Origin of the sequence: Bradyrhizobium icense (genome assembly GCF_001693385.1) — a bacterium.
Taxonomy (GTDB): domain Bacteria; phylum Pseudomonadota; class Alphaproteobacteria; order Rhizobiales; family Xanthobacteraceae; genus Bradyrhizobium; species Bradyrhizobium icense.
On the sequence record NZ_CP016428.1, the window covers coordinates 1810558 to 1837003 of the forward strand.

Here is a 26446-nt window from a genome sequence, read left to right on the forward strand (position 1 = left end):
GGGCCACCACTGTCGGGGCTGGAGCATTGCGCGCTATGGTGCCGTGCCTCTCAAACTAACATGGACCATCGATGACGCTTGAATTCAAAATGCTTGGCTCAGTAACTTGCTAGGGCTTGTCCAAATTGCGTTGGCCTCACACGCGGCAGGCCTGCAACGCGGATACATGTGGACTGCGAGTGCGCGCGATGAAGCGTTCCGGTTTTGACGGGGCTGGCTGGCCGGCTGGATTTCGCGCTGCGAAACTTCATCGAGACATTTCCGCTCTTCGCAGCAGCAGTGCTCATTGCCCTGAACCTCCTCCGAATGAGTGGACACCTGTAGGCTCGGAGAGCCAGGAGGTGTCACATGGAAGGACGTCCACGCCGATCGTTTACGGAAGACTACAAGCGCCAGGCCGCTGAGCTGGTCGGGTCGAGCGGCCGATCGATTACGTCTGTCGCGAAGGAACTCGGTCTTCGCGAATCGGTGCTGCGGCGCTGGGTGGAGCAGTTCGGGCCGCAGCCGACGTCGGCGGCGCGGCGCCCCACCACGCAGGCGACGCCGATGTCGGCGGACCAGGCTTCGGAAATCGCCCGGTTGCGTCAGGAGAACGAACGGCTGCGCATGGAGCGCGACATTTAAAAAGTCGATCGCGATCTTTGCCGGAACCCGGACATGCGCTTCCGCTTCATCGAGGACCACCGCGACAGCTATCCGGTACGCTTGATGTGCGCCGCGCTCGAGGTCTCGCCGGCCGGCTACTATGCCTAGCGCGAGCGCCCGGCGGGCGAGCGGACAAAATCCAATGCCACGCTTCTGGCTGCGATCCGGCAGGCCTAGCGAGACAGCAGCGGACGCTACGGCAGCCCCGCGTCCATGCCATCCTGCGGATGCAGGGCCGTCGCGCCAGCCGCGGCCGGATCGAGCGGATGATGCGCCGCCACGGTATCCGCGCCGTCATGGCGCCGCCGCGCCGTATGCCCACCACCGACAGCCGTCACGACTTGCCGATCGCACCGAACCTGATCGCGCGCGACTTCACCGCCGCAGCCCCGAACCGCGTCTGGCTCGCCGATATCACCTACATCCCAACCGCGGAGCGTTGGCTGTATCTGGCGGCCGTCATGGATCTCTTCAGCCGAAAGATCGTCGGCTGGGCCATGCGGGATCACATGCAGGTCGAACTCGCATCCGCGGCGCTGACGATGGCCATCCAGCAGCAGCGGCCGCCGGGCGGACTGATCCACCACTCCAATCGCGGCGTGCAGGTATGCCTCACACGCCTATCGCGATGCTCTCTTGGGCGCCGCTTAACCGCCTCGATGAGCCGCAAGGCCGATTGCTATGACAATGCATCGATGGAGAGCTTCTTCCGTACCCTGAAGACCGCGCTCGTTCATCATCGCAACTACAAGACTCGCGCCGAGGCCCGGCGCGATATCTTCGCCTTCATCGAGGGCTTCTACAACCGAACACGGCTCCATTCCGGCATCGGATCTATCGTCCCGATCGAGATGGGGCTAAAAGCCGCTTAAACCCGTCCACTTTTTCGGGGAAGATCATAGACCGCCTATTGGAAAAACTCGGTAGTTAAAAACAGCTGGCAGGGCTGGGCCACTGGCCGGCTTCTTCCATAACGTCTCACTTGCGAATCCAAATGCAATGTCGGGATACTCTTGGGCCGGCAGCTTCCCTGATGCCCGGCCGGTATGTCCGCTCCGAGAGACAGAGCGGACCAAGCCATCCCGGGCAAAGAATGACTGCTAGTGTGAAGGGTTACGGATGCCTGCCGCTTGAGAGATGGCGCCGCGTGCTCGGCGGCCGGCGTCCGAAAGCCTCCAAGTGAGGAAACCGCGCTTGAGGGACGTGAGGCGGTGGGGCAGGCGCTATGGGGATTTGAGTGCTGCGGGCGCGCTGGCTGATTGGGATCGAGCCGAGGCAACGAGTAGTTAGACGGCGCAGCGGCTGAGGAATGAGCGGCGGGTGGCGTCGGGCTCTACAAATTGTCGAACGATTTGCGACGATGGGCGGATATTTGGGCGCGCTCTGCCGTGGCCGGTCGAGAGCCAGCGAGCGCGACGCGCAGATTTGCGGGAGTGTGACGCGGTCACGAGGTGTCGATCCTGATGCGGGTCGTTGCAGCTGTCGGCCGCTGCCGTGGCGTACAACCGCGCTCGAATACCTCGATGATGATCATGCGACCGCCGCAGCATGGACAAATGGGCTTGCCGGGATCGGCGGCGCCGGTGGGCTCGCTGTCAGGTTTTGCAACGGCGAGCAGTTCACGGGCGCGGGCGATGTCTCCGCCCACGGTGGGCGTATCTCCTGACAATCAGCACCGACTCGCCATACCGTGGATGGAACGGATAGTAGATCCGCCCCTCTGTTGGTGGGCAGTATGTCTCTGCTTCGAGCAGCACCTGGATCACGCGGACGTCGATGTTCTGCTCGAGCAGGTGGGTGGCGAAGCTGTGCCGCAAGGTGTGCAGTGAGACGCGCTTGTTGATCTCCGCCATCTGGGCGGCAGCATGGCAGGCGCGGTTGAGCTGGCGCGTGGTCATCGGCTGCGCCGGATCGCGGCCCGGGAACAGCCAACCTTGTGGGCGCGCCGCCTTCCACCAGGTCCGCAGCAGGTCGAGCAGGCTCGGAGATAGCATCACATTACGGTCCTTGCCGCCTTTGCCCTGCTCGACGCGGATGATCATACGCTTGCTGTCGATGTCGGAGACCTTGAGCGAGACCACTTCGGTGGCGCGCAGGCCGGCACCATAGGCCACGCTCAGCGCCGCCTTGTATTTGAGCTCGGGTGCGGCATCGAGCAGCCGCGCCACCTCCTCGGCGCTGAGCACCACCGGCGGCTTGCGCGGTTCGTGGATGACATGGGTGTGCTCGACGATCTCGTGGCGCCTGAGCGTGACCCGGAAGAAGAACCTCAACGTCGAGACGGTCTGGTTGAGGGTCGGCACGCCAACACTGCTCGCCGCCAGATGCAACTGGTAGCGGCGAACGTCCTCGAAGCTCGCCGTATCCGGTGATCGCCCGAGAAACGCCGCGAAGTTCTTGATCCTTTGCACGTAGTCATGTTGGGTCTTTGGCGCTAACTTGCGTCTTTGATCACGCGCCGCCGCAATGGGCTCATGGCCTCGTCGGTCATGGGGGTGCTCCTGTCTTGAGTGAGGTTGTCGAAACACCTCGATCTCAAGACAGGACGCCCCGTTGCGCTATCCTCTTGGCTGTGTCGCCAGCCGCAGCGCCCTACCGCGCGAGCGGTTTAGTCCAGTGGGCCCGTAGCGGACCTCAGGTGCCGCTCACGCGATGTCGGCTAGTGCAACCCAAAACGGACATGCGACAGTGGTCGATCGACGTCCGGCAAAAGCCCAGCATCGGTAGCGGCAAGAGCGACCACGTCTCCTGATTGTTCGACATTTTCAGGAAGTAAGTAAAATGCTCGACGTTCCCCTCCACGGTGCGGCGGGCTTTTGTTTTGTGAGTTTTCCTGAGTGTCAAAGCGTATAGAGATGCCGGGGTTCATTAAACCCCAGCTTGCCACCCTGAAGACCAAGGCGCCAAAGGGCGACCCGTGGCTCCATGAAATCAAGTTTGACGGCTACCGTGTGCAGGTTCACGTGAACGGTGGACGGCGGAAGGTGTACACCCGCACCGGGCTGGACTGGACTAAACGGTTCTCGACTATCGCTGGGGCTCTCGACATTCCCGGCCAAGCGATCGTCGATGGAGAAGTTGTCGTAGTCCACGAAGGCCGCACCAACTTTTCCGAAATTCAAGCCGAACTTGCCACGGGCAGACAGAATCGACTGGTCTTCTACGCATTCGATCTCCTCTGGCGGAATGGCGACCTTCGCAGACTACCGCAGATCGAACGCAAACAACTGCTGTTAGACCTGCTCGGCGAAAACGATATCGAACTTCCCGTTCTGTTTTCTGAACATCTCGTCGGCGACGGTCAAAAGATGTTTGAGCATGCGGCCAAGTTGAGCTGGGAAGGCATCATTTCGAAGCGGGCAGACGCGCCGTATCGGTCGGAGCGAAATGAGAACTGGCTGAAGATCAAGGCCGTTCACAAGGGCAAGTTTCCGGTCGTCGGGTTTGTCAAAGACCCGAGCGGCGTCGCGGCGCTATATCTCGGCAAGAAGGAAGGCAACGAACTCGTCTACATGGGCAAGGTCGGGACCGGCTGGTCGCGCACTGTCTCAAGCCAGATCAGGAAGCAACTCGACACAGTGGTTAGCCCGAAGTCGAAGCTAACCAAAACCATCAAGAAGCCGAAGGCGACATGGGTTGAACCGAAGTTCTTCGCGGACGTTGAGTATCGCGACATCACATCGGAAGGGCTACTACGTGCCAGCTCGTTCAAAGGACTTTCTTGGGATGATAAATCCTGATTGTCCCACCTGCTTCGGAGTAGGATGGGTATGCGAAAATCATCCCAAGCGGGCTTGGAGCGAGGAGCTGGGCTGTCAGTGTGGGGCGGGCATGACGTGCGAGTGCGCCAGTGTTGACGGCCTTGAGGAGCCTGACATCAGCCAAGTCCTCGGAGCCCCGTCAACCCGCCATTAGCGCCGCGCGGTCTTCCGACGATTATCCGGTGAGCGGTTCACTGGCCTCAGGGAAATCTCCTCGCGCTGTCGCCGTGCTTGCAATAGACGCGCCCCCTTTGGTCAGTAGCCGAACAGACGGAACCTTGAGGGGGAGCTAACTTTTGTTGCGGCAACAAATGAAAACGACCATGGGAGGTTTTTACTTTCATCTTCGCCGAGAAGGCGAACTCGTCACCGACGACGAGGGGACCGAGTTGCCGAACGTAACGGCTGCCCGTCGCGAAGCGGAACAGGGTGCTAAGAAATGTTGGCTGAGGCGATCAAGACCGGCGGACATACTATTCCCGATGCCTTCATTGTCGCGGATGAGCATGGCCGTGAGATCGATACGGTGCTACTCGCAACGCTGTTGCCGAAACCGCTGAGGAAGTAGGGCCGCCGCAGTTAATGGCCTCGCTTAATCCTATTCCGAGTGTCCAAACGAAACGGCCCTAGCTGGGGGACGTATAGGGCCGTTTCAGGGGCTCTATATCAGCTTGTTCTTATTACTTTACAGAGAAACGGCCTCGTAAGAAGGGCAAGGCACTTTCCTCCGTTGCGGGCGTCCACACAGACGCACATTGCCAACCATCACCCCGGTCGATGGTTCCGAACGTGCATGTCGTGTACCCTAACTGGGACCGCACCTGAGCCGCGCCGCGTCGGCGCGGGAACTGAAACCATTTTAACATAGGTGAATTTACCGATGGGGCTGGCAAGCGATGAGGCGCGCTATGACCCCGCTCCCGACGGGCGACGTGTTCCTGACGGTCGCCATTATGAGCATCACGTTCCTGACCGAAGTCGGTGCTTTCATCCTGATTGGACTGCTCTGAAATAGGTCCTCGCGATCGAGGCCGACAAGGCAAATGCCGACGCAAGGCCAACGGTTAATGTTTGCGTAATGCATTGCTAAGGGGGGGTGAGCTCGCTCCTCCAGTTCGCGGAGCCGGTCCAATTGCTTTCGAAGTCTCGCTGGCACTTCCGGCTCTGGTTTCAGTGACGCCCGCAATCTCTCGCCGATCTTTTGAACGATGGCGCGGCTGTGCTTGTGGTCTATGTCGATTTGGTTGCGCATATTAAGCCGCTCCGCTTGCGAGCGCGGCTGACAATACGGATGGAACCGGAGACCGTCGCTTTTGGCTATCGGCGCGAGCGCTGTTCTGACAACAGCGGGTCTTTGGTGACCTATGGCTATCCGCGACCTGCGCCGTGTTGTCTACCGGCGAGCGGCGGTCTCTAACTGATTAATTGGTCGCGGGAGCTTTCGTTCCCAATCCGATCGCGAGCGGCACTTATCTCCTAGGAACGAAGGGCTTCGACGTCTGTTGCAGGCTTCATCAACTGTGGAGGAAACCATGGTCACTGAAGCAAGAGAAACAGAAAACCTGATTGGTAGCGACAAGGTGGAAGGCACTGCGGTCTACGGTGCAGACGGAACCAAGGTCGGGTCCATCGAGCGCGTAATGATCGATAAACTGAGCGGCAAAGTCTCCTATGCGGTCCTCAGCTTCGGAGGCTTCCTCGGGATCGGCGATGATCACTACCCATTACCATGGCAATCATTGACGTACGATACCAGTCTCAGCGGCTACGTGACTGGAATTACTCAGGCGCAGCTGCAAAACGCGCCGAAATATAGCAACGACAATTCATGGAATTGGAGTGATCCAGACAGAACGCGTGCGGTGAACGACTACTACGGAGCTGGAATTTAAACTGATAGAAAAGGGCCGCATCGACGGCCCTTTTTTCTGCGCCCTTAGGGCTGCGCAATGGTCGAAGAAAACCCGCACGAGCTTAATGGCAATGGCACCATCATCATGGACGGCGAGAACGTCGGGACGGTTTTCTATTGGCTCTCAATAAGCCCTAAGCCGGGCCGGGTCATAGCCGAGGCTTGATCCCAGGACCATAACCGCTGCTGCGGGGGATAAAGAAGGCGAGCAGCCCGAAATTGGCCTTACAGGATGGGCCTATGGTCACCATCCGCTGCTAAGGAGGTCGTAATGGCGCTCTCTGGATCAAGGCGATCAAAGCTTGATGTTCACCCGATGCAAGTCTCTCAGCTTGCGCATGTAGTAGCCTTGCCTCTGAAGCGCTGACCTAATCTCCTCACTGACTTTGGCAACCCTTTTCTTGCTCTTGCGCCATTTTCCCGGCCGCGCAATCGGCGGTATCGGAGATCCCTTCTTCACAACGAGCAGATCACGTCTGGTGTTCAAATACACGTCCATATGCCCGTCTCCCAAAACGACTGAGCTTATCGCTTGTGAGCAGAGTACGGGTTACCGAAAGGCAACACCGATCTAATGTTGTGCGCCCTCCTAATTTACCACTGGCAAGGTGCGCCCGAGGCGCAGGTAATCTCGTGCCAGCAGCCGACCGAAAGCGGTTGGACTGGACGCAAAGGGGGCGCTTGACAAAGCTAAAGCGGCGCAGGTCCAATAAGCAGCTAGGTCTCGTGGATTGCTCAGGGGCTTTGATGACGCTGTAATAGCTAACCATGAGCACCAAGACACGCGAGGTTATTTGGGGCGGCCGGATCATGGGCGCGAAGATGCGCGCCGAGAGGACCCGCCAAGAGGCTAAGAAAGCCGCCCGTGCGGCAGATCGAGCAGAGGCCGAAGCATGGTCGGTCCGCATGGAAGTTACGGCGGCCCAGCTCAGCCGTCCCCAATGATAGGTCAATGCCTGAACGGCGGTTAACCTCACACGGGTGATGAACATCGTCGGCAAACCGAGCCTGATTGCAGCCATCCGCGCCACCTGAAGGTCGGAAAGTGCGTCGAAAAGCGTAATACCGCGTCGCGATACCCACTTTGGCCGTCATTGGACGATCCGACGCGAGAACATCGGCCGCCTGCCGACCACGGCCGCGTGCCGACTTATCGGTTTGCACACAACCAAGACCCGACGCAGACATTCAAACAGCAGTCAAATGGGACCGCAAACACTCCGAGCAATTTTGCCGGTACCATCAAAATACAGTGTTGCCTGCACCAGCCCATCGGGGACGCCGTAAGAAATAATTATCCCGTTTTCGATCGGCTGCAAATCTGCCAACTCTCTGGCGGGCATCTCGGAAAAAAGTTGACGCCAATATCCAGCGATAGCGGCCCGCCCACAGACCGTCTTCATACCGCCGCAACCGCATTTCGAGGGCAGCGTCCGAAGCGTACAAATCCACTATCGAGAGGGAAGCTGCGCGATAGGCATCAAGCCAATCAATCGCGACGGCCATCGGGTCAACGGTGCTCATGCGCCCTGCCTACTTGCCATTCACCAGGGCGCTTTAATTTGCCATTCATGAACGATCTCTGAACCGAAGGTTCAGCAAAAAGAACTGTTGGGCAATGCATGCGTTGTCTCCCGAACAGCGATGATGGGAGACGGTAATGAGGTATTGTCTGATTGCAATTTGTGCGGCGACGATGCTGAGCGGCGGCCCGGCTCTCGCTGATCCTTGGAAGGACGAAAGTGGCAAGGGCCGTTGGGGCTATGGGGCGCGGCTATGAAGGCCGTGGCTATGAGGGGCGCGGCTACGAAGGTCGCGGCTATCGAGCCTACAATATGGACCGCGAGTACAAAGAGGAATACCGCCGAGGCAACTGCAAAATTGAGCGCAAGTGGGAGCGCGATGGCGGTTACAAAGAAGAAACAAAATGCAAGGGCGGCTATCGCTAAATGAGGCGATGCACGGAGCGCACGATTTTCGTTTGATGTGCAGCGCTGATGAAGCAATGCCCAAAGCCGACATGGACAGCGTTCGAAGTTGCCGATTAGTTTATTCAACCTGAGCGAGCGTGCCTTTCTGTTCTCCTGCAGTTCTCGGTAGATTATCCAATTTCGAACGCTACGGCCGTTGTCATCGGCATGCGATGGGCAGGTTCCACATTTGGGACCAGTCTTCGGGAAAAAGCGGCAACCTTTTCTTAGCAGTGGGATTGAATTTTAAGACGCGGATTTTTGGAGTTTGAGAATGGATGACGAGCCTTTGAAAATTGCCATTGATCGAGCTTGGAGCGTGCACCTAGCCACTCACAAGGATGTTGACGCGGGCGATCCGCGTCGTTGCTCGCTTGAGAGGTATCTAACCGGGAAATGGCGGGCTGGTGAAAGCGACCCAGAAGAACTGACGTGCCACGGTCTTTCTTATTTAGGTCGCCCGTTATCCGAGGGTTGAAGTCAGCATGGCAAATTTTGAAAAAGCTGTAGTCTGCCTAGCTACTGGGACCGCGCGACCGGATTGGACGCTAGCCGCGCTTGCAAGCCTCCTGGCGGCTGGCATCGCAGCCTCGCTTCGATATGCGTTCGGATAAGGATCTCACCGCTTCGCACTTTGGAGGCTTCACCGCAGCGGAAGCGATATGGAGACCGGCGAACTAGTCAGGCGGCGGCGCGTGGCAAAGCGCCCAAGTTCTGCGAAGGGCAAAAAACGGCCCCAGCGCCCTCGGGGACGACTGCGCCGGGGCCGATGAGGGTGAATGCGCGCCCCGGGCAACAAGATAGAGACGACGCAGTCACCCCACATAAAGCGGACCCAGCGCTTCGGGGGATGTGCACGCTGGGGCCGTAAAGTCCCTCTCCTAACCAGTGCCTAATTTTCCCGAGCCGGGTTTTGTTCCGGGCTTGATGAAAATTTGGCGCCCTGAAACCCGGAACGCGCCCCTCTTTTCCCTGTTGTTTTTCGTAAGTAAGAGGAGGAAACGATGCCAGTATTATTACTCTGGGGCATTCCCACCGTCGTCGCGATTGGCGGCATTAGCTACTATTTCCTTCGCGTAGTCCACTAAGTGAATTGTTGAGAAGTAGGCCCGCGCCGGGAAACCGGCCGGGTCTTTCTCTATGTACGAGGTCGCTGGCTAGGGTCGCGCGAACAGGTCAACGCAAGTCGGGCGGCGGAAGCCCTCGTTTCCAATCCTCCTTGCGTTCGACATCTGCTTGTGGCCGATTTTGTTGAAAAAGGCGGCTGTTGCGACGCAGAGGGATCAGTGATTCAGTCTGTCTGACTGGCAGGACTGAAGTTCATGATGGGGCATCGACAAGTCGACCAGGCTGCGTTGTTCTATGAGTTCTCGCTCGAGAAGCATATTCCCGCCGACCATCTGCTCAGGTCGATCGACAGGTTCGTCGACCTTCAAGAGATCAGGCGGGACCTTGCTCCGTTCTATAGCAACATCGGCCGGCCTTCGATCGATCCCGAGCTGATGATCCGGATGCTCCTGATCGGTTACTGCTTCGGCATCCGATCGGAGCGGCGCCTTTGCGACGAGGTTCACCTCAATTTGGCCTACCGGTGGTTCTGCCGGCTCGGCCTGGATGGAGCGGTGCCGGATCACTCGACATTCTCCAAGAACAGGCATGGCCGCTTCCGGCAGAGCGATCTCTTCCGTCGTGTGTTCGAGAGCGTCTTGCGCCGCTGCATCGAGGAGCGACTGGTCGGGGGTGAAGGATTTGCCGTCGACGCGAGCCTGATCAAGGCCGATGCCAATCGGCAGAAGGGGATCGAAGGCGACGGGGGACTTCCACCCGAGGCTACCGGCCGAGCGATCGATGAGTATCTGGCTGTCCTCGATGATGCCGCTTTCGGGCAGCGACCGAGGTCACCCCGAAGTTCGTGTCGCCCTCCGACCCGGCGGCGCGCTGGACGGGGGCGCACGGCGGCCAAGCCTTCTTTGCCTACTCAACGAACTATCTGGTCGACGTCGAGAATGCGATCATCGTCGATGTCGAGGCGACCACGGCCATCCGGCAGGCGGAGGTGTTGGCCGCCAAGCGCATGATTGAGCGCTCGCTCGAACGCTTCGATCTCTATACTGATGAAGACCTATTGGCGGAGGCGAAGAAGACGTTTCCAAACAGCCGGATTGCCATGGATTTCGATCATATCGTGATCTAATCGGCCGGCGCGGAGTACATGCATGGCGAAGAAGCTGAAGACCTACGAGACATCATTAGGCTTTTTCGACCTGGCAATAGCGGTGCCTTCGATGAAGGCGGCTTTGGAAGCCTGGGGCGCGGACAGCAATCTTTTTCACCAGGGCGCGGCGAAGCAAAGTGAGGATCCCGACGTTATCGCAGCGACCATGGCGGTGCCGGGCGTGGTTCTGAAACGCCCCGTCGGGTCCAGTGGTCCCTTCAAGGAGCAGGCAGAACTGCCTACCGATCTCGCCGGCGACCGCAGCTCGAAGAGGTCAGGCCGCAAGTCGCAGGGCCGTAAGGCACAGAAGCCTTCGAGGCGAGGCAATGAAGAGGCGGCCGATCGGAAGGCTGCACTCGCTTTCGAGAAGGAGCACAATCGCCGCGCGCGCGAGCGCGCGAAGGAAGAAGCTGCCCTGGAGAAGGAGCGCGAGCGGCGGCGGCATGCCATCGACAAGGCGCAAGGCGTCTTGGACGCAGCCCGTCGGAAGCACGAAGAGAAAGTAGCAGGCATTCGAGCTAAGCTGGAGGCTCTCGAGGAGGAGTCGCAGGCCGAAGAGGCGCGTTGGGAGAAGGAGATGACGAGCCTGCAAGCCGCGTTGCGACGGGCGCGAGGGTAAGCAGCCGCGCCGCCAGGCGGACGCCGTGAACGGCGTGGACAAGGGCGGGATATCGGCTTCGGCAGCGAAACCTTTGCTGCAGCGCATGCTCGACAGAATCGGAAGAAGCTTGTTCGCCGAAGGTCCATTCGGAGCATTCCTGCGGAAATGTGAACGAAGGCCGTCCCTGAAACTTCCGTTCCTTACGTCCGTTAACTCCCCGGCCATAGCTCCGGCTTAGGCCTTGTACCCTGTTGCGTTGGAGTTTCCGTTGCCGGCATCCCGACCATACTGGAAGGGCTATCTCAAACTGTCCTTCGTCTCGTGTCCTATTGCGCTCTATCCCGCAACATCGGCGGCGGAGCGGATCTCCTTTCGGCAGGTTAACCGGCGAACAGGCCATCGTCTCAAACAGAAACTCATCGATTCCGTAACCGGTCAAGCCATCGACGCAGCCGACAAGGCGCGCGGCTATGAGGTCGGCGAGAACGAGTTTCTCCTGGTGGAGGACCGAGACCTTGAGCAGGCGCGGTCTCAGCGGCGGGCGCCAGGGGAGGTGGAACTCGTCACGCCGCCTCAGCGTGAAAGCCCGCCAACCGTCCCCGCCAGCGTTCACGACGAGATCGCCAAGGGTGCCCTTGACTATGATGATGAAGAAGAGGAGCAGGAGGAAGCCGTCAGTTTCCAGCGGTCGCAGAATACGCGCACGATCGAAATAGAGCGTTTCCTGCCGGCCGGGCAGGTCGATGCGCGGTATTTCGAAAAGCCGTACTACATCCTGCCTCGCGAGGAGATCGGCCAGGAATCTTTTGCGGTGATCCGAGATGCGATGAGCCGGGAGGCCGTTAGTGGCTTGGCTCGCATCGTGCTGTCCTCACGCGAGCGGCCGTTTCTGCTCGAGCCGATGGGCCGAGGCCGTTCGCGGCGTAACGCTGCGCTTCGCGCACGAGGTCCGAAACGACTCGGAATATTTTAGCGAGATTCCCGAGATGAAGCTTCCGCCCGAAATGATGAAGCTCGCGCAGCACATCATCCGGACCAAATCAGCCGATTTCGATCCCAGTATGCTGAAGGATCACTATCACAGCGCGCTCGTGCGCATCCTGCGTAAGAAGCAGGCGAAACGCCCTGCGAAGATACCTACAGTCAAACCCTCACGCGAGAACGTCGTCAACCTCATGGATGCGCTCCGGCGAAGCCTTGCAGCGGAGCGCGCGCCAAAGCCGGCCACCCGTGGCGGCTCCGGAAAGCCGGCCACTGGGGGGCGCGGCGCGCGCCAGCGCAGAACCGGTTGACCCAGCGCGATCATACGTCCCGGCCGATCCTTTGGTCCAGAGGTCACCTGCGGCTTGTCTGATTGGGCACAAGGCCGAGAGCTCGGCACTTCATGCCTCCTTTAGGAACCGCCCCTGGTCAGGAAAGTTCATCCACAGGAGGTGGCGTGTTGCTAATCGATTCACCCGATGCCGCGCAGACGATCGTCGATCCGCGTGATGCGGCCGAATCTGCTGGCCTGAGGTATGTGTCCGACGAACGGCCCGGAATTCGACGCAAGAAGCTAGGGACCGGGTTCAGCTACGTACGACCCGACGGCTCGAAGCTGACCGGACCTGACGCGCTGAAGCGGATCAAGGCACTCGCGATCCCGCCAGCATGGACCGACGTGTGGGTCTGCCCATCTCCGGATGGCCATATCCAAGCAACTGGCCGAGACGCAAAAGGACGTAAGCAATACCGCTACCATACGCGCTTCCGGGAAGTACGCGAAAGCACAAAGTATGAGCGTGTGGTCGCCTTTGCAGACGCGCTTCCTTCCATCCGGGACACCGTGCGCGAGCACATGGCATTGCGCGGCCTGCCGCGCGAAAAAGTTCTGGCAACCGTCGTGCATCTCCTGGAGACCACCTTGATCCGGGTAGGTAATGACGATTACGCCAGACAGAACAACAGCTATGGCCTGACGACGTTGAAGAACCGGCACGCAGCGGTCGAGGGAAACGAGGTTCGCTTTCGATTCACGGGCAAAGGCGGCAAACAATGGTCGCTGCGCGTACGAGACCGGCGCATCACCAAGATCATCAAGGCCTGCCAGGAGCTCCCCGGACAGGAACTCCTTCAATACATCGATGAGCAAGGTAATTGCCAGGACGTCACATCGACTGACGTGAACGAGTATCTCAAGGCAATCACCGGAAAGGATATCACGGCAAAGGATTTCCGAACCTGGGCAGGAACGGTGCTGGCGGCCATGACCCTGAGCGAACTTCAGAGCTTCGACAACGCCGCACAGGCCAAGCGCAATCTGCGCAGTGCAATCGAAAAAGTCTCCGCGCGACTCGGCAACACACCTACGATCTGCAGGAAGTGCTACATCCACCCGGAGGTACTTAACTCTTATCTGGATGGAAATTTGGTCCTTGAGATCAAGTCACAAGTCGAGAATGAGCTTCGGAGCGCTGTCGAAAATATGAAACCTGAGGAAGCCGCCGTGCTCGCGCTACTCCGCGGTCGGCTCGCCAAACAGGCAGAGCAGTCGGGACGGACCGATCTCAAAGAGTCGTCTAGCAAGCGGCGGGCGCACGCCGCTTGAGTTGGACCATAGTCAGTGGAAGATTCTCCTTGCACGTGTTTTGGCAAATGTGCGGGAGCATGCAGAGAGAGAGATCGCTTACCTCCGGCGCTTCAGATGTCTCATGAGCTGTGGCAGGCTCATAGCATTCATTACCCGGTCCGCTGGTACGCCGCCTTTGCGAGCCATCTCGACGCCCCAGTGCATATGATCCAGCTCCCCGATAGAGTGAGCATCCGGGTTGATGCTCAACATGCAACCAAAATCGAGTGCAGCCTAGTGCCATCGCCAGTCGAGATCCAGCCTCCAAGGATGGGCGTTGACTTCTACAGCCACGCCGTACCTTGCGCAGGCCCGCAGTACCTTTTCGATATCGATGTCGTAGCCCGGACGGCGCATCAGCTGGCGTCCAGTCATATGGCCCAGGATCGTGGTGCGTGGGTTCGAGATCGCGCGGAGTAGGCGGGCGGTCTGCTCTTTCTTATCCAGCTTGAAGCGACCATGGATACTTGCGACGACGAAGTCGAACCTACCAAAAATTTCGTCCGGGTAGTCCAGGGAGCCGTCGGCTAAGATATCGGACTCGATGCCCTTGAGGATCCGGAATTCCTTGCCGAAGCTTTTGTTGAGCCGCTCCGTTTCCCGGTGCTGCGTCTCGATCTCCTCAAGCGACAGTCCGCCCGCGTAATGGGCTGACTGTGAGTGGTCAGCCACACCGAAATATTGAAAGCCGCGCTTGCGCGTGGCCTTCGCGATTGTCTCGAGCGTCTCGGTGCCGTCAGAGGCATCGGTGTGACAATGCAGGATGCCACGCAGATCGCGGTCGGCGATCAATTTCGGGAGCTTACCCCTTAGTGCGCGCTCTATTTCGCCGCGCCCTTCGCGAAGCTCCGGCTCGACAAATGGAAGGCCGAGCGCGCCATAAATTTCCTCTTCCTTTGCAGCCAGCAAGCGCCGGCCCTTCCTTAGCCCTTCCGCTTCAAGCTTCATGCCCTTATCCTCGGCGAGCGCCCGAAGCTGCTTGAGGTGATCCGCTGATCCTGTTGAGTGAAGCAGGGTCGCGCCGAAGTGCTTCCGGTCCGTGACGTGGACTGTGAGCCTGCCCGAGTCCAGGGCGGCGGCAGGTCTGTCCTCTCTCTCGGGCGCTTCGGCAACAAGAGCGAGGTCGCCCACCAGTTAGCACCCGCGCCGGAAATCGCCAGCGATGGTGACGTGCTTCAGACTGGGCCGCGCCTTCTGAAGCGACGCCTTCGCATGCTCAAGGAGGGCGGCCGCGCGGTGCAGATGCAGCCGGCCGTCGCCGCTTTTCGCGATGGCCAGATTCTGCAGGATCTTGGCTTGCAGCGAGGCGCTAGGCCCCTTTGCCTTCTTGATGCGATCGTCCTTGGCGGCGGCCTCGAGTTCGGCAAGGGAGGTGATGCCGAGCTCCTTGTAAAGCCGCATACGGCCCGAACGTGCATCACATGGATGACTTTAGGGCGGCACAAAAGCTGGAGAAATCGCTCGAGTGATGGGCATGGCAAACTCGTCAATCGAAGCGGCGCCAGCGAAGAATTGCGTTCGCCGCGGAAGAAGGCGGGATGTCCGGCGGGAGACGAGTTGACGATGGTTGCCGACCCCAGACAGTCGCAAGGCTGCTACGGGAATATGCGCAGCGGACCGCATTGCGCGGCGGCAATCCATATCGTGCAAAGGCCTACTCCCGCGCTGCGGATAGTCTTTCGGCGCTTGCGGTCCCGCTCCACGTGCTGATCGAGGAGGATCGCCTCACCGAGATTCCCGGAGTGGGGCAAGCTATCGCCGACATCGTCACAAAGCTGCATCGGACGGGCACGCATCCGAGCCTCGAGAAGCTGCGTAAGGAGATCCCGGGCGTCCTTGAGATGCTGACGGTGCCGGGCTTGCGACCCGAGAAGGTGAACCGGCTCCTTCGTCAGGAGGTGATAGATCCTTCCTACCACGACCTGGAGATGCCTCATCCGTCCGACGGGCATCGCCCGAGCCTTGCAGAGGGCTCGGACGGCATGGGCCCGGAAATAGTGGAAAGCGTCCGACATGCCGGATCCAACGTCCGTCGGGTATTTTGGTTCTTTCGGCCTCCCTTCCAGGAACCCCACGGAGATCACCTGGTTGAAAGGCATGACTAGAGTTCTCTACGAAAGCGCCAACGGTGACGTCTGGCGGCTGGTCCACGATCCGCAATCGGGCGTCCCGATGGTGGAGCACAAGCCGACTGCCAGCTCCGGGGGGCGTACGTCCCTAATCGAGATCGGAAAATTCCTTCGAGCTGGCGCCAATGGTCCTGAACACCAGGCTCTACTCCAGTTGATCGGCACCCTGGTCAAGGACTGACGATCCCCAGGAAGGCTCGACTGGCGTCGCTCTGGAACAGTTTAGGAACTGGCCGGTTTGAATAGCGGTCACTGGATCTAAGTCAGCCCGCACTGCGAACATGTTCTTCTTTTTCTCGAACCGCCCGGGCTGTTTAGGTTCGCTGCTGATCTCGGCCCTCGTTACGGTCGCGCTGCTTTTCACGTTCGGACTGCTGCGTTTCTGAAAGGGCATTTGCAATGCATGTCGTGGACATACGCGCCTGCGCGCGAGGGTCGAGTTTGACTCTATGCGATCGAGCACTTCGATGCCGGGACACGGGCTTGGTTTCCATGCGTAGTGATGATGAACAGCCTAAGCTGCACCATCGACACCCGGGGCATGTATCCTTTGTGTTGACGTGTCCGGATCATCGGCAAGCTGGCATTCATTCATGAGCTGGTCAACGCGAGCGGTCGGCGTTATCGCCGTTCCCTTGAAAGTAGCGCATCACCAGCAATGATGAGCCAAAGGTGCGGGTGGCGGTAGTGTGTGCTCCCGATCTGATGCAGGAGGTGCGCATGTGCGATTTGTGCCGCGAGCTAGACTATAAGATCGAAGCGTGTCGCAGATTGGAAAACTCAGCTAATGACGAGCTAACGCGCGAAGCTGTCGCTGACCTCATCAGGGAATACGAGGAAGACAAAGCCAAGCTCCATCCAAACCAGTCGGGCGAAGCATCGCGAAGTTAAGTTGCTTCGCAGTGTCTAATTCTGCGCGAGCCTTTGCTCGACCGATTGAGTGGCGAGTTGCAAACGCTCACTCTGCGCTGACTCATCGGCACGCCGGCCGCACCATCAGCTATTAAGCGAAGCGGATGAATTGGTAGGATTCCTTCAATTCAGACAAGGGCCTAGCAGCGAACGGCATACAAACACTTTGCATCGCTAAATCTGTGGGAGTTTCAAGGAGCCGCTCCGAACATGGGCGGTTGCTTTTTTACGCCTGGTAGATGGCGGAACCAAAGCTTGGATAGCGCTTTTACTGCTAGCGCATAGGCTCGCGTTGCAGCGAATGCGTCCGGGATTGCTCATGAACAAGGTCAAGGATAGGAGACTAGCCCAGGCGGCGGCAAGCCTTCGGCGTGCTACCGTGCTGGAAGGTAAGCCCTTTCCGCTTGGAGCCACCTGGGACGGCCTTGGCGTTAATTTCGCGCTGTTTTCGGCTCATGCCATCAAGGTCGAACTCTGCCTCTTCGATGACAACGGAAAGAAAGAGATCGAACGCATCGATCTGCCCGAATACACCGACGAAGTCTGGCACGGTTATATACCGACCGCACGTCCGGGTACAGTCTACGCCTACCGAGTCCACGGCCCTTACGAGCCAGATGCGGGACACCGTTTCAATCCCAACAAGCTCGTGATTGATCCTTATGCAAAGCAGCTTGTGGGCGCGCTGCGTTGTGGACCAGAATTATTCGGCTATGAGCTCGGTCACGCGGACAAGGACAAGTCCTTCGATTCACGTGACAGCGCGCATCTTATGCAAAAGTGCCGCGTGATAGATCCCGCCTTCACCTGGGGCCATGCGGCAAAGCCCGAGGTATCTTGGGACCGCACTATCTTTTACGAGATGCACGTCAAAGGTTTTACCCGAAGCCATCCGCTTGTACCGGAAGGCGACCGCGGTACATTCGCCGGACTTTGCCATCCGCATATCCCTCCTTATCTTCGTGCGCTTGGGATCACGAGCGCTGAATTTCTACCCATCCATGCATTTGTGGATGATAATTACCTTGCGGAGAAAGGCCTGCGTAACTATTGGGGCTATAACTCGCTTGCGTTTTTCGCGCCCGAGCCGCGCTATCTCAAGACGCCCTTTGCGAATGAGTTCAAGGAAGCCGTCAATCAGTTCCATGCCTATGGTATCGAGGTGATTCTCGACGTCGTCTATAATCACACTGCCGAAGGCAACGAACTCGGGCCAACACTTTCCTTCAAGGGCATCGATAATGCGAGCTATTATCGCCTGCTTCCAGACCAGAAGCGCTACTACATCAACGATACCGGTACCGGCAATACGGTAAACTTGTCGCACCCGCGCGTGCTCCAGATGGTCGCGGACAGCCTGCGCTACTGGGCGACCGACATGCGCGTGGATGGTTTCCGCTTCGACCTTGCGACCATTCTTGCGAGGGAGCCCTACGGCTTCGATGAAGGCGGCGGTTTTCTGGATGCCTGCCGGCAGGATCCGATCCTTTCGTCAGTCAAACTGATCGCCGAGCCGTGGGATATAGGCCCGGGGGGCTATCAGGTCGGCCAATTTCCCCCTGGATGGGCGGAATGGAATGATAAATTCAGGGATGCGGCGCGGCGCTTTTGGAAAGGGGATGAAGGCGTGACGCCCGAATTTGCGCGGCGCATCACGGCATCGGGTGACCTCTTCAACAAGCGTGGCCGCAGGCCATGGTCATCAGTCAATTTCGTTACGGCGCATGACGGCTTCACGCTGAACGACGTGGTTTCCTACAATGATAAACACAATGAGGCCAATGGCGAAGACAACCGCGACGGACACTCGGACAATCATTCGTGGAATCACGGCGCTGAAGGGCCGACTGATGATCCAGAGATCATCAAGCTTCGCGAGCAGCAAAAGCGCAATCTCCTAGCGACGACGCTGCTGTCGCACGGAACGCCTATGATCCTTGCAGGTGACGAGTTTGGCCATACCCAGCGTGGCAACAACAACGCCTATGCTCAGGACAATGACACGGCATGGCTCAACTGGCTCGGTATCTCGGCCGACGGCCGCGCCTTGCGGGAATTCGTCCGCAAGCTAATCGCGACACGGCGGGCCTTTCCGATCTTGCATCGCTCAAGGTTCGTCATCGGCAACGTCAATGAAGAACTAGACGTGAAGGACGTAAGCTGGCTCGCTCCGAACGGCCTTGAGATGACAACGGCGGATTGGGACAATCCGGCCACGCGATGCTTCGGTATGCTGCTTGACGGAAGGGCCCAGGAAACTGGTGTCAAACGGAAAGGCTCGGATGCGACACTGCTGCTTATTTATAACGCGCATCATGATTTGGTCGAATTCGTCTTGCCCGAAGTGCCGCAGGGCCGCGCCTGGGCCGGGCTCATTGATACCCATGTACCGGATGCGACCGTGACGGTTTATCCTTTTGGCCACCGCCTAAAGGCCGCCGGTCGATCGATGCTAGCGCTCGGCCTCTCGACGGAAGAGACCATGACGCGACGGCTCCGGCAGGGTCTTGGTGCCATCATGGATATTGCCGAGTTTCCACTTCCGGTCTAGCCCACGCCTCCTTCTTCGAGAACGCGCAGGACGCCTTGCAATGGCACGGAAATCCAAGCCGGTCGGTAAGAGAGCTCGTATTCGACTTCATAGAGCGCTTTTTCGAGTAAAAAGAAATCCAACATCGCTTTCGTATCCTCGGCGCGGTCAGGCCACAGAACCGAGGCGCCTATCGCTTCCTGATAAGCGCTCAGAAAGGCATCTGTCGTCTGTTCGCGCCACGCGAATAAGGCTCGCGACTCCAGAGTGTTGAGTTTTTCTGACATCCGCCTCTGCTGTCTCGAGGCCATGGCGGCATAATCCAGGGAGCGCAACACACCTGCGACATCGCGCGCAGCAGGCGCCTTGCGCCTCCGATCTGCCAAAGGTCGGCTGGGCTCGCCCTCGAAGTCTATGATGACTGCGTCCTCATTGGCTACAAGCACCTGGCCCAAGTGCAAATCGCCATGATGGCGTATCTTGCAGCGGCCCAGCGAAGGACGGATGAGGTTAACTGCGTAATCATACAGCCGGGGCTTGACCCGAAGCAGGCGCTCCATGAGGGGGCATTCGTCCACATCCAGCGACGATTCCTCCAACTTCTTGAAGATACGAGCAGCGCGCTCCATAACATCGCCGATCCAGAAATCGAGATCGCCTTCGTCGATCGGCTCAGGCTTGAACGCCGCCACTTCGCCGCGGCTTGCCAGGGCGCGATGCATCTCGGCGACACGGCATCCCAAACGCCGCACCCACTGGAGATAATCCCGCCGTGCGGTGATCGCCTTGTCGCGTTCTTCAGAGCCTTTCCCCATAGCGTCAAGGTAAATGCTGAGGCGCTCGGCAGACCAGGTCCAGGCATCACCGCTGTTCGGCACAAATGAGTGGACGATACCAAGGGCATAGCTCGCGGAAGTATGAGCAGCCTCGAGGTGGCCAAGCAGCGCAGGCGTATGCGCAAAATTCGCCGCCTCGGTCAGAAAGTGTCCCATCTCGACCTCGGGGTTTTGGCCGGGCTCGATCTGGCGGTACAACTTGACGACATAGTCCTGGTCAACCAGCGCCGTACTGTTGGATTGCTCGCCGGCAATGGCGCGAATCCGGGATGGAGTATTCGGAGGCTGGCTTCCGAGTTTGCTCGTGGGCTTGAAATCCAGCCGCCAACCCGAGCCGGCAATGGAAGCCTCCCGCCGAAGGTGATCAAGGAGCCTGCGGATGAAAGTCGGATCAGCGGCGACGTCGCACAGCAGTCCTTCACGCTCTCCCTGGTGCAAACGAGCCACGATCGATTTATCCAGCTCGGGACCTGCCTCAACGGACCAGTCGACCCGTAACGGCAGGAGATAGCGCGCGCGTTGGTTAGTCTCGATAACGACGAAAGTGGTTGAGTCCGCGGCGAACGGAAGGTTCGCAATGATCTTTGGCTTAATCCGCGTTGCAGAGTTACTGGGAAACCACCTGGTTTTGGCGAGATAGGCCGGAAGAAAATGTCTTTCGAGAGCTGCAGTCACCTCGCTGTTCGCAACCCATGAAGAACCTTCCGGTATGTCCAAGAATGCGAGGCGTTCAGCGGCGGTGCCCATGTTCGTTAACCCAAGCACCGGAAAATAAGCACGGGATCGTGGATTGGATCGATCCAAAGCCGCATACCGCCATAGGCGACGGGCGAGGTCGGACCGGATTTCAGGTTTTCAAGCGCGGTCACGGGCTTCAAGTCGCCATGGCCTAGCCGCACCTGCACATCACCGAGCGGAAGCCAGAATTCCCGGAAACCACCCGTTAATGCGATGATCGTCACAACTACGTTTGTCTGATCGGCGGAATGTTTGACGTAGGCGATGACCGAGCTGTCCTCCACGGGCAGAAACCGGATCGCGGAGGTCTGTTGCAGTGCTGGGTTTTCGCGTCGGATACGATTGATCTGGGCGATATAAGGCTTGATGTTTCCGGGCTTGTCCCAATCGCGGGATTTCAATTCGTATTTTTCGGAGTTGAGATACTCCTCGCGGCCCGGTATCGGCTCATGCTCGAGAAGCTCGAAACCGTTATAGATGCCGTAGTTGCTCGATAATGTCGCAGCCAGCGCAAGCCGTGTCTTGAACGTCCATGGCTCGCCGCGCTGAAGGTGGAACGGCAGGATGTCGGGCGTGCTAACAAAGAAATTGGGACGATAAAATTCGCGCTCGGGGTAGCCCGTGAGCTCGTTCACATACTGCTCGATCTCCCATCTTTCCGTGCGCCACGTGAAGTACGTGTAAGACTGCGTGAAGCCGAGCTTGGCAAGCCCCTTCATGACTTTGGGCCTGGTGAATGCCTCCGAAAGGAAAAGCACGTCAGGATCGCGCGCTTGTACCTCCTTGATCAGCCATTCCCAAAAGCGAAACGGCTTCGTGTGTGGGTTGTCGACACGAAAGATTTTGACGCCTTGCGAGACCCAGAACAGGACGACATCGCGCAACGCTCGGTATAACTCCTCAGCATCGTCCGATTCAAAATCAACATTCACGATGTCTTCGTATTTCTTTGGGGGGTTCTCCGCGTATTTCATCGAGCCGTCTGGACGGCGTTTGAACCATTCCGGATGCTGCTTGAGCCAGGGGTGATCCGGTGAACATTGAATAGCGAAGTCGAGCGCGACCTCCATGCCGGCGGCAACGCATGCCGCAACAAACCGCCGAAATTCATTCAGGCTTCCGAGCTGCGGATGGATGGCATCGTGTCCCCCCTCATGTGAGCCAATCGCGTAAAAGCTGCCCGGTTCAGCATCGCTGGCTTTGAGAGAATTGTTGCGTCCCTTGCGATTGGTGCCTCCAATCGGGTGGATGGGCGTCAAATAGATGACATCGAAGCCCATGGCCTGGATGTCGGGAAGACGATTGATGCAATCGTTCCACGTGCCATGTTGTCCTGGCTGAGGACTTTGGCTGCGAGGAACCATTTCGTACCAGGAGCTGCAGCGGGCCTTGGGCCTATCCACGGTAAGTGTCAGTGGCTTCGATCGGGTGAGATCCGCCCGATCTTGCCCTTCGGCCATTGCCTTTTTTAGGTCATCGGCGAGTAGGCTCTCGCACTTGCCCGACTGTAAGAAGATTTCGCATGCACGCGCGATCTTTCCTGTGGCTTCCTGACCGCCGCTAAGGGCGCGGGTAAGCAGGGAAGCTCCCTCCATAGCGTCAACTTCGGTCGCCACATTGGCTTTGCGTTTTTGCTCAAAGCCATGTCGCCACGTCGCGAATTCGTCGGTCCACGCCTCAATCGCGTAGCTGTAGCGCCCGGTCTTCTCAGGCACGAAGGATGCCACCCAGCGGTCATTGCCATGGTGAATCATGGCGGTCCGCTGCCAATCGGATTCGGGCTCGCGGCGCCATATCAAGTCGGCGGCAACGACATCGTGACCGTGGCGATAGATATCTGCCCAGACCTCGACGGTCTCGCCCACGATTCGTTTGACCGCAAAGCGGCCGCAGTCAATTGAGGGGAAAATCTCCTCGATATGAAAGGCCTGTTTTACAGGAACGCTCATGGCATGATGGGGACGCGGCAGCATAGAGACTTATGTACGAATGCCGGATGTGCCGGATTGGTTCCTGGGTGCTGCCGGCGCCTCGGGAAGGAACTGTTTGGGGATAAGGCGGTTAGACTTTCCGGACCATTTATCTTGGTCTTCGGCGACGCATTGAGCTACCAAGAGGCACTCGATATTTCGAGTTGCCACTAAGCATCAGTGCTTGTCCTCTTGCCACCACTAGTCCGAACGGACTGGTCGCTAAACATGCCGCGGCCAAAAGTGCGCGGCTGCGCGCATTAACGAGGAATGTCATCATGAGCCCGAAAGCGGAGCCAATCGGCAACATGAAAAAGGACCCGGATGACGCGCAGGCATAGTATCGACGAACAAGCCGACAACACGCCTTGGGTTAGGCTCTCGCGAAAGTGTAGCTGAAAGTGTAGCTGATGGCGGCGCGGGAGGTGCTGCTACCAGCACGTCCAGGTCATCGCGGTGGTCATCGACCAGTACGCGGAGAAGGCGCTGGGCAATCGCGAGTACTTCCTCAACAAACCCTAAAGCTTTAGTAATGGCAGGAAGGATCACGTCCACTGATTGTTCGAGATTCAGGGAAATAAGCAAAAAGCCCGCTCGCCCTCCAGCATGGTGCTCCGATCACGCCGCCGCAACTGCTGTAAGCACGACAGTCCCTATTCGCCGGGGCAACTGGCGATGGGCAGCCGGAGGCGAGCCCCGCAGGCCATTGGTGAAAGCTAGGACCGCGGCCCAAGCTTATTAGTTTTTACGGATGGCTTAAGCCAAAGTCCGCATTTGTGAAGGGTATCGGATGCCGGCCGCTTGAGAGACGGCGCCGCGTGCTCGGCGGCCGGCGTCCGAAAGCCTCCAAGGGAAGGAACCGCGCGTAAGGGACGTGAGGCGGTGCGGCGGGCGCTATGGGGATTTGAGTGCTGCGGGCGCGCTGGCTGATTGGGATCGAGCCGAGGCAACGAGTAGTTAGACGGCGCAGCGGCTGAGGAATGAGCGGCGGGTGGCGTCGGGCTCTACAAATTGTCGAACGATTTGCGACGATGGGCGGATATTTGGGCGCGCTCTGCCGTGGCCGGTCGAGAGCCAGCGAGCGCGACGCGCAGATTTGCGGGAGTGTGACGCGGTCACGAGGTGTCGATCCTGATGCGGGTCGTTGGAGCTGTCGGCCGCTGCCGTGGCGTACAACCGCGCTCGAACACCTCGATGATGATCATGCGACCGCCGCAGCATGGATCGGCGGCGCCGTTGGGCTCGCTGTCAGGTTTTGCAACAGTGTTGCAAAAGTCTTTTTGCTTCACCGATCAAAAATTGTGCGGGCTGTAGGCGCGGCAGTCGCTAATGTGGGGCCCACTGCATTTTGCAACGATTTCATAGGCGACCTCGGTGGCTCGTTTAAAGCTCCATTGATCCGCGATCGCTCTTGTTTTGCCATTTGGCCGAAAGTTAGTCGCGCGGCATTTTGGGACTTTTAACACTATCGAGAGTAAAGCGGACTTCGCCGCTACGCGCGTCATCAATATGCCTTCGGATGCTCTTGCTGTTCTCTATCCTCAGAGTTGAGGTGACATGTTGCTCATAGACAATGGACCCATCATTCATACTGTTAGAAGATCCGCCCGCTTTTTCTTCTTTTCTTGGCAGCCTCTTTAGACCGTGTGCGAAGCCTGATGGGTCGCCGAGCCTTTGTCGGCGATCTGCTTCGGATCGACCGCATACATCTCCAACTCGGAGAAAATGTTGAACGCTTCTTCAAACCGTTTTTTCAGGTCGTCGTCCTGAACACGATCGGGATGCAGGCAGCTCCGGATTTTCTTGAACGCCGCAATCGATATGATCCCCTTGCGGGCCTTCAGAAGATCAATCCTCTCGCACAAATCGAAATCGCGTCTGCGCAGACGATCGATTTCCTCTCCGAGCTTGATGAACCACCCTTTTAGCTCGGCAGTCAGCCTTCTGTTGTCCCTGCGCAGCCTCTCGATCTCCTGCCGCGCCTCGGCTAACTCCTGCCGCGCCTCGATCAGGTACGCGTCGGACTTCAGACCGGCTTCCAGCGTCGCCAGCTTCTCCGTCAATTCCTTGGTGAGCTTCTCGCGAAACCGCTGCTGGCGTTCGGTGTTCGAAAATCCCATGGTGGTCCTCTTGGACAGGTTGCAAGCTGGGGTCTAATGAACCCCGGCATCTGAATACGCTTTGGCAATAACGCAACTCACAAAAGCCCGCCGCACCTGGAGGGCAATGGCGGCCATTTTACTTAATTCCTGCGAATCCCGAACAATCAGGGGGAAGTGACCTCTTTAGTTCACTACCTGTATAAAGTAACCCCGACCGGTAGAGGGCTCTGCATTAATCATGTCTCGGTGCTGCAACATCCGCACAGTTCCTTGCGGGAACAGAAAATTATGACTCCACAGTCGTTATCGCTCGCATCAGTATCCAGAACATCGGGCAGGCGGATCGAGCGTTTTCATCACCGATTATTTAAGCCCGAAGGTCGCAGCGCGAAAATGCCTGCGACCCTTTTTCGTTCGCATGCGGACGTAGTAGGAATTGAAGAATGGCCTATTTCATCTTTGCCCGCAATGGCACGAGCCGCATAGTATTGAAGCGAGACAGTCGGGACGGAGCCGAAAAGAAAGCGCGCGAGCTAAAGGAGCTAGGCTGGTTCGAAGTGCAGATAGAAGAAGCCTCGCCAGCCCGAGAGCCAGCCCCATGAAGGACCACCAAGCTCATTTGGAAAAGCTTCGAAAAGATGCCGCCGAGTGCAGACTGATCAGCGATCTTGCAACCAGCCAAGCAAAACGAGAGCTGTTCGATAGGTTGGCCCGTCACTTGAGCAGCCTGGCCGATCAAGTCGAGCAAGCGATGGGAAATGCAAAGCCAATTACGCCAGCCTAAGCGTCAATGACGCCGATTGGGAGCCCCGTCGTGCCGCTCCACACAACCGCGCTCCTCCCGCACGGAACAACTAGAGATCAGAAGTCCCGAGCCTGGTAAAACGTAACTTGGTTGGCTTTGATTGGAGATGTGTATGAAGCGTTCATCCAAGGGTGCTTCGCCGACTGAACTGCTATGAAAAAGTATGACAACACCAGCAAGACGCCAGCTAACGTCACCACCAGACCTGCGGTTGCCAGTTCAGGAAATTCGTCCATTTTCGCCCTCCAAAATACGTCGTTACTAAAGCTGAACCGGAAGCCCTCGTTCCCGTGATACGGGAAAAAATGGCAACTCCAGCAGCGCAAGCGCATCAGACCATCGTTGGGTCGCGGGGGGGGCAGGTAGGGAACCGGAAGAGATTTCGATCGTCGTTTCGGCGTCAGGAACTGCTCGTGCAGATGCGCATTGAGACAAAGTCGCATCTCCCCACGATGCGACAGGCCGACCCAAGAAGGGCCTCAGCCCCGCCGGCTGGCGCTCTTTTGGCCAACTGTCCACCGTTAGTAAGGGATCAGAATTGCAGTGTGCCGTTGATAATTAAGCCTTGGTCCCAAGACGACATCGAACGCCTGAAAGCCATGGCTGCCTCAGGCGCTTCGGCACTGCGTACATCGATTGCTCTTAAACGATCGCTCGCGATGACGAAGCGGAAAGCGCACGAACTCGGGACCCCCTTTCGAACAAATGCGGA

18 protein-coding genes and 7 pseudogenes are annotated in these 26446 nt (G+C 58.3%); 17 read left to right on the forward strand and 8 right to left on the reverse strand.

All coding sequences use genetic code 11. The features are described 5' to 3' along the window. Nucleotides 1-204: 204 nt before the first annotated feature. A complete protein-coding gene (locus tag LMTR13_RS43585; RefSeq protein WP_156795501.1) occupies nucleotides 205-324 on the forward strand; it encodes an MAPEG family protein in 120 nt (39 codons plus the stop codon). 24 nt (nucleotides 325-348) lie between these two features. After that, nucleotides 349-1517: pseudogene (locus LMTR13_RS08545) on the forward strand (IS3 family transposase). A gap of 572 nt (nucleotides 1518-2089) precedes the next feature. Here the strand turns inward: LMTR13_RS08545 and LMTR13_RS08550 are convergent. Continuing rightward, nucleotides 2090-2284, reverse strand: a pseudogene (locus tag LMTR13_RS08550) (IS91 family transposase); the annotation flags it as partial. Then, nucleotides 2265-3173 carry a tyrosine-type recombinase/integrase gene (locus tag LMTR13_RS08555; RefSeq protein ID WP_418219762.1) on the reverse strand — a complete coding sequence of 303 codons (909 nt, stop codon included), beginning with the start codon at nucleotides 3171-3173 and terminating at the stop codon, nucleotides 2265-2267. The gene LMTR13_RS08555 and the pseudogene LMTR13_RS08550, both read right to left, overlap by 20 nt. 327 nt (nucleotides 3174-3500) lie before the next feature. On the opposite strand from LMTR13_RS08555, the gene ligD reads away from it, so the two are divergent. The 5 genes and pseudogenes from ligD to LMTR13_RS42235 all read left to right on the forward strand — a co-directional run. Continuing rightward, a complete protein-coding gene (gene ligD / locus LMTR13_RS08560; RefSeq protein WP_065727498.1) occupies nucleotides 3501-4385 on the forward strand; it encodes a non-homologous end-joining DNA ligase in 885 nt (294 codons plus the stop codon). A gap of 344 nt (nucleotides 4386-4729) precedes the next feature. Next, nucleotides 4730-4795: pseudogene (locus tag LMTR13_RS43590) on the forward strand (hypothetical protein); the annotation flags it as partial. Nucleotides 4796-4845: 50 nt separating this feature from the next. After that, on the forward strand, nucleotides 4846-4974 hold the full coding sequence (locus LMTR13_RS43130) for a hypothetical protein (RefSeq protein ID WP_257784726.1): 129 nt from the start codon (nucleotides 4846-4848) through the stop codon (nucleotides 4972-4974). Between the two features lie 964 nt (nucleotides 4975-5938). Then, nucleotides 5939-6298 (forward strand): PRC-barrel domain-containing protein, encoded by a 360-nt coding sequence (locus tag LMTR13_RS08565; protein ID WP_065727499.1) that lies wholly within the window; start codon nucleotides 5939-5941, stop codon nucleotides 6296-6298. A 788-nt stretch (nucleotides 6299-7086) separates the two neighbouring features. Beyond that, nucleotides 7087-7286, forward strand: a pseudogene (locus LMTR13_RS42235) (hypothetical protein); the annotation flags it as partial. Between the two features lie 274 nt (nucleotides 7287-7560). On the opposite strand, the gene LMTR13_RS40450 reads toward LMTR13_RS42235, so the two are convergent. Further along, nucleotides 7561-7842 (reverse strand): hypothetical protein, encoded by a 282-nt coding sequence (locus LMTR13_RS40450; RefSeq protein WP_156795502.1) that lies wholly within the window; start codon nucleotides 7840-7842, stop codon nucleotides 7561-7563. Nucleotides 7843-8060: 218 nt separating this feature from the next. Here LMTR13_RS40450 and LMTR13_RS08575 point away from each other — a divergent pair, with 218 nt between their 5' ends. The 6 genes and pseudogenes from LMTR13_RS08575 (at nucleotide 8061) to LMTR13_RS08600 (ending at nucleotide 13691) form a co-directional block, all read left to right on the forward strand. Then, entirely contained in the window at nucleotides 8061-8267 is a 207-nt protein-coding gene (locus LMTR13_RS08575; RefSeq protein ID WP_236843308.1) for a hypothetical protein, read from the forward strand. A gap of 1343 nt (nucleotides 8268-9610) precedes the next feature. Next, a pseudogene (locus tag LMTR13_RS08580) lies at nucleotides 9611-10404 on the forward strand (transposase); the annotation flags it as partial. A gap of 100 nt (nucleotides 10405-10504) precedes the next feature. Beyond that, entirely contained in the window at nucleotides 10505-11122 is a 618-nt protein-coding gene (locus LMTR13_RS08585) for a cell envelope biogenesis protein TolA (RefSeq protein WP_065727501.1), read from the forward strand. Nucleotides 11123-11372: 250 nt separating this feature from the next. Continuing rightward, nucleotides 11373-12077 (forward strand): Ku protein, encoded by a 705-nt coding sequence (locus tag LMTR13_RS08590; RefSeq protein WP_065727502.1) that lies wholly within the window; start codon nucleotides 11373-11375, stop codon nucleotides 12075-12077. Between the two features lie 31 nt (nucleotides 12078-12108). Then, entirely contained in the window at nucleotides 12109-12396 is a 288-nt protein-coding gene (locus LMTR13_RS08595; RefSeq protein WP_210184855.1) for a hypothetical protein, read from the forward strand. A gap of 155 nt (nucleotides 12397-12551) precedes the next feature. Next, nucleotides 12552-13691, forward strand: a complete 1140-nt coding sequence (locus LMTR13_RS08600; protein WP_065732531.1) for a DNA topoisomerase IB — start codon at nucleotides 12552-12554, stop codon at nucleotides 13689-13691. A gap of 78 nt (nucleotides 13692-13769) precedes the next feature. On the opposite strand, the pseudogene LMTR13_RS08605 reads toward LMTR13_RS08600, so the two are convergent. Continuing rightward, nucleotides 13770-15113, reverse strand: a pseudogene (locus LMTR13_RS08605) (DNA polymerase/3'-5' exonuclease PolX); the annotation flags it as partial. A gap of 137 nt (nucleotides 15114-15250) precedes the next feature. On the opposite strand from LMTR13_RS08605, the pseudogene LMTR13_RS38850 reads away from it, so the two are divergent. The 3 genes and pseudogenes from LMTR13_RS38850 to glgX form a co-directional block, all read left to right on the forward strand. Then, nucleotides 15251-15598 (forward strand): annotated as a pseudogene (locus LMTR13_RS38850) (DNA polymerase/3'-5' exonuclease PolX); the annotation flags it as partial. A gap of 211 nt (nucleotides 15599-15809) precedes the next feature. Beyond that, entirely contained in the window at nucleotides 15810-16022 is a 213-nt protein-coding gene (locus tag LMTR13_RS08615; RefSeq protein WP_065727505.1) for a hypothetical protein, read from the forward strand. A 1050-nt stretch (nucleotides 16023-17072) separates the two neighbouring features. Then, a complete protein-coding gene (gene glgX, locus LMTR13_RS08625) occupies nucleotides 17073-19304 on the forward strand; it encodes a glycogen debranching protein GlgX (RefSeq protein ID WP_065727507.1) in 2232 nt (743 codons plus the stop codon). Here the strand turns inward: glgX and LMTR13_RS08630 are convergent. The 3 genes from LMTR13_RS08630 to LMTR13_RS08645 all read right to left on the reverse strand — a co-directional run bounded on the left by LMTR13_RS08630 (nucleotide 19301) and on the right by LMTR13_RS08645 (nucleotide 24890). Then, on the reverse strand, nucleotides 19301-20866 hold the full coding sequence (locus tag LMTR13_RS08630; protein WP_065727508.1) for a putative maltokinase: 1566 nt from the start codon (nucleotides 20864-20866) through the stop codon (nucleotides 19301-19303). The two genes, glgX and LMTR13_RS08630, sit on opposite strands and share 4 nt — an antisense overlap. A gap of 5 nt (nucleotides 20867-20871) precedes the next feature. Continuing rightward, entirely contained in the window at nucleotides 20872-22830 is a 1959-nt protein-coding gene (locus LMTR13_RS08635; protein ID WP_065727509.1) for an alpha-1,4-glucan--maltose-1-phosphate maltosyltransferase, read from the reverse strand. Nucleotides 22831-24464: 1634 nt separating this feature from the next. Beyond that, entirely contained in the window at nucleotides 24465-24890 is a 426-nt protein-coding gene (locus tag LMTR13_RS08645) for a hypothetical protein (RefSeq protein ID WP_156795503.1), read from the reverse strand. A gap of 637 nt (nucleotides 24891-25527) precedes the next feature. On the opposite strand from LMTR13_RS08645, the gene LMTR13_RS38855 reads away from it, so the two are divergent. Next, complete coding sequence (locus LMTR13_RS38855; RefSeq protein WP_083218912.1) at nucleotides 25528-25713, forward strand: hypothetical protein; 186 nt, start codon at nucleotides 25528-25530, stop codon at nucleotides 25711-25713. A gap of 77 nt (nucleotides 25714-25790) precedes the next feature. On the opposite strand, the gene LMTR13_RS08655 is transcribed toward LMTR13_RS38855, so the two are convergent. After that, complete coding sequence (locus LMTR13_RS08655) at nucleotides 25791-25970, reverse strand: hypothetical protein (RefSeq protein ID WP_156795504.1); 180 nt, start codon at nucleotides 25968-25970, stop codon at nucleotides 25791-25793. Between the last annotated feature and the right edge of the window lie 476 nt (nucleotides 25971-26446).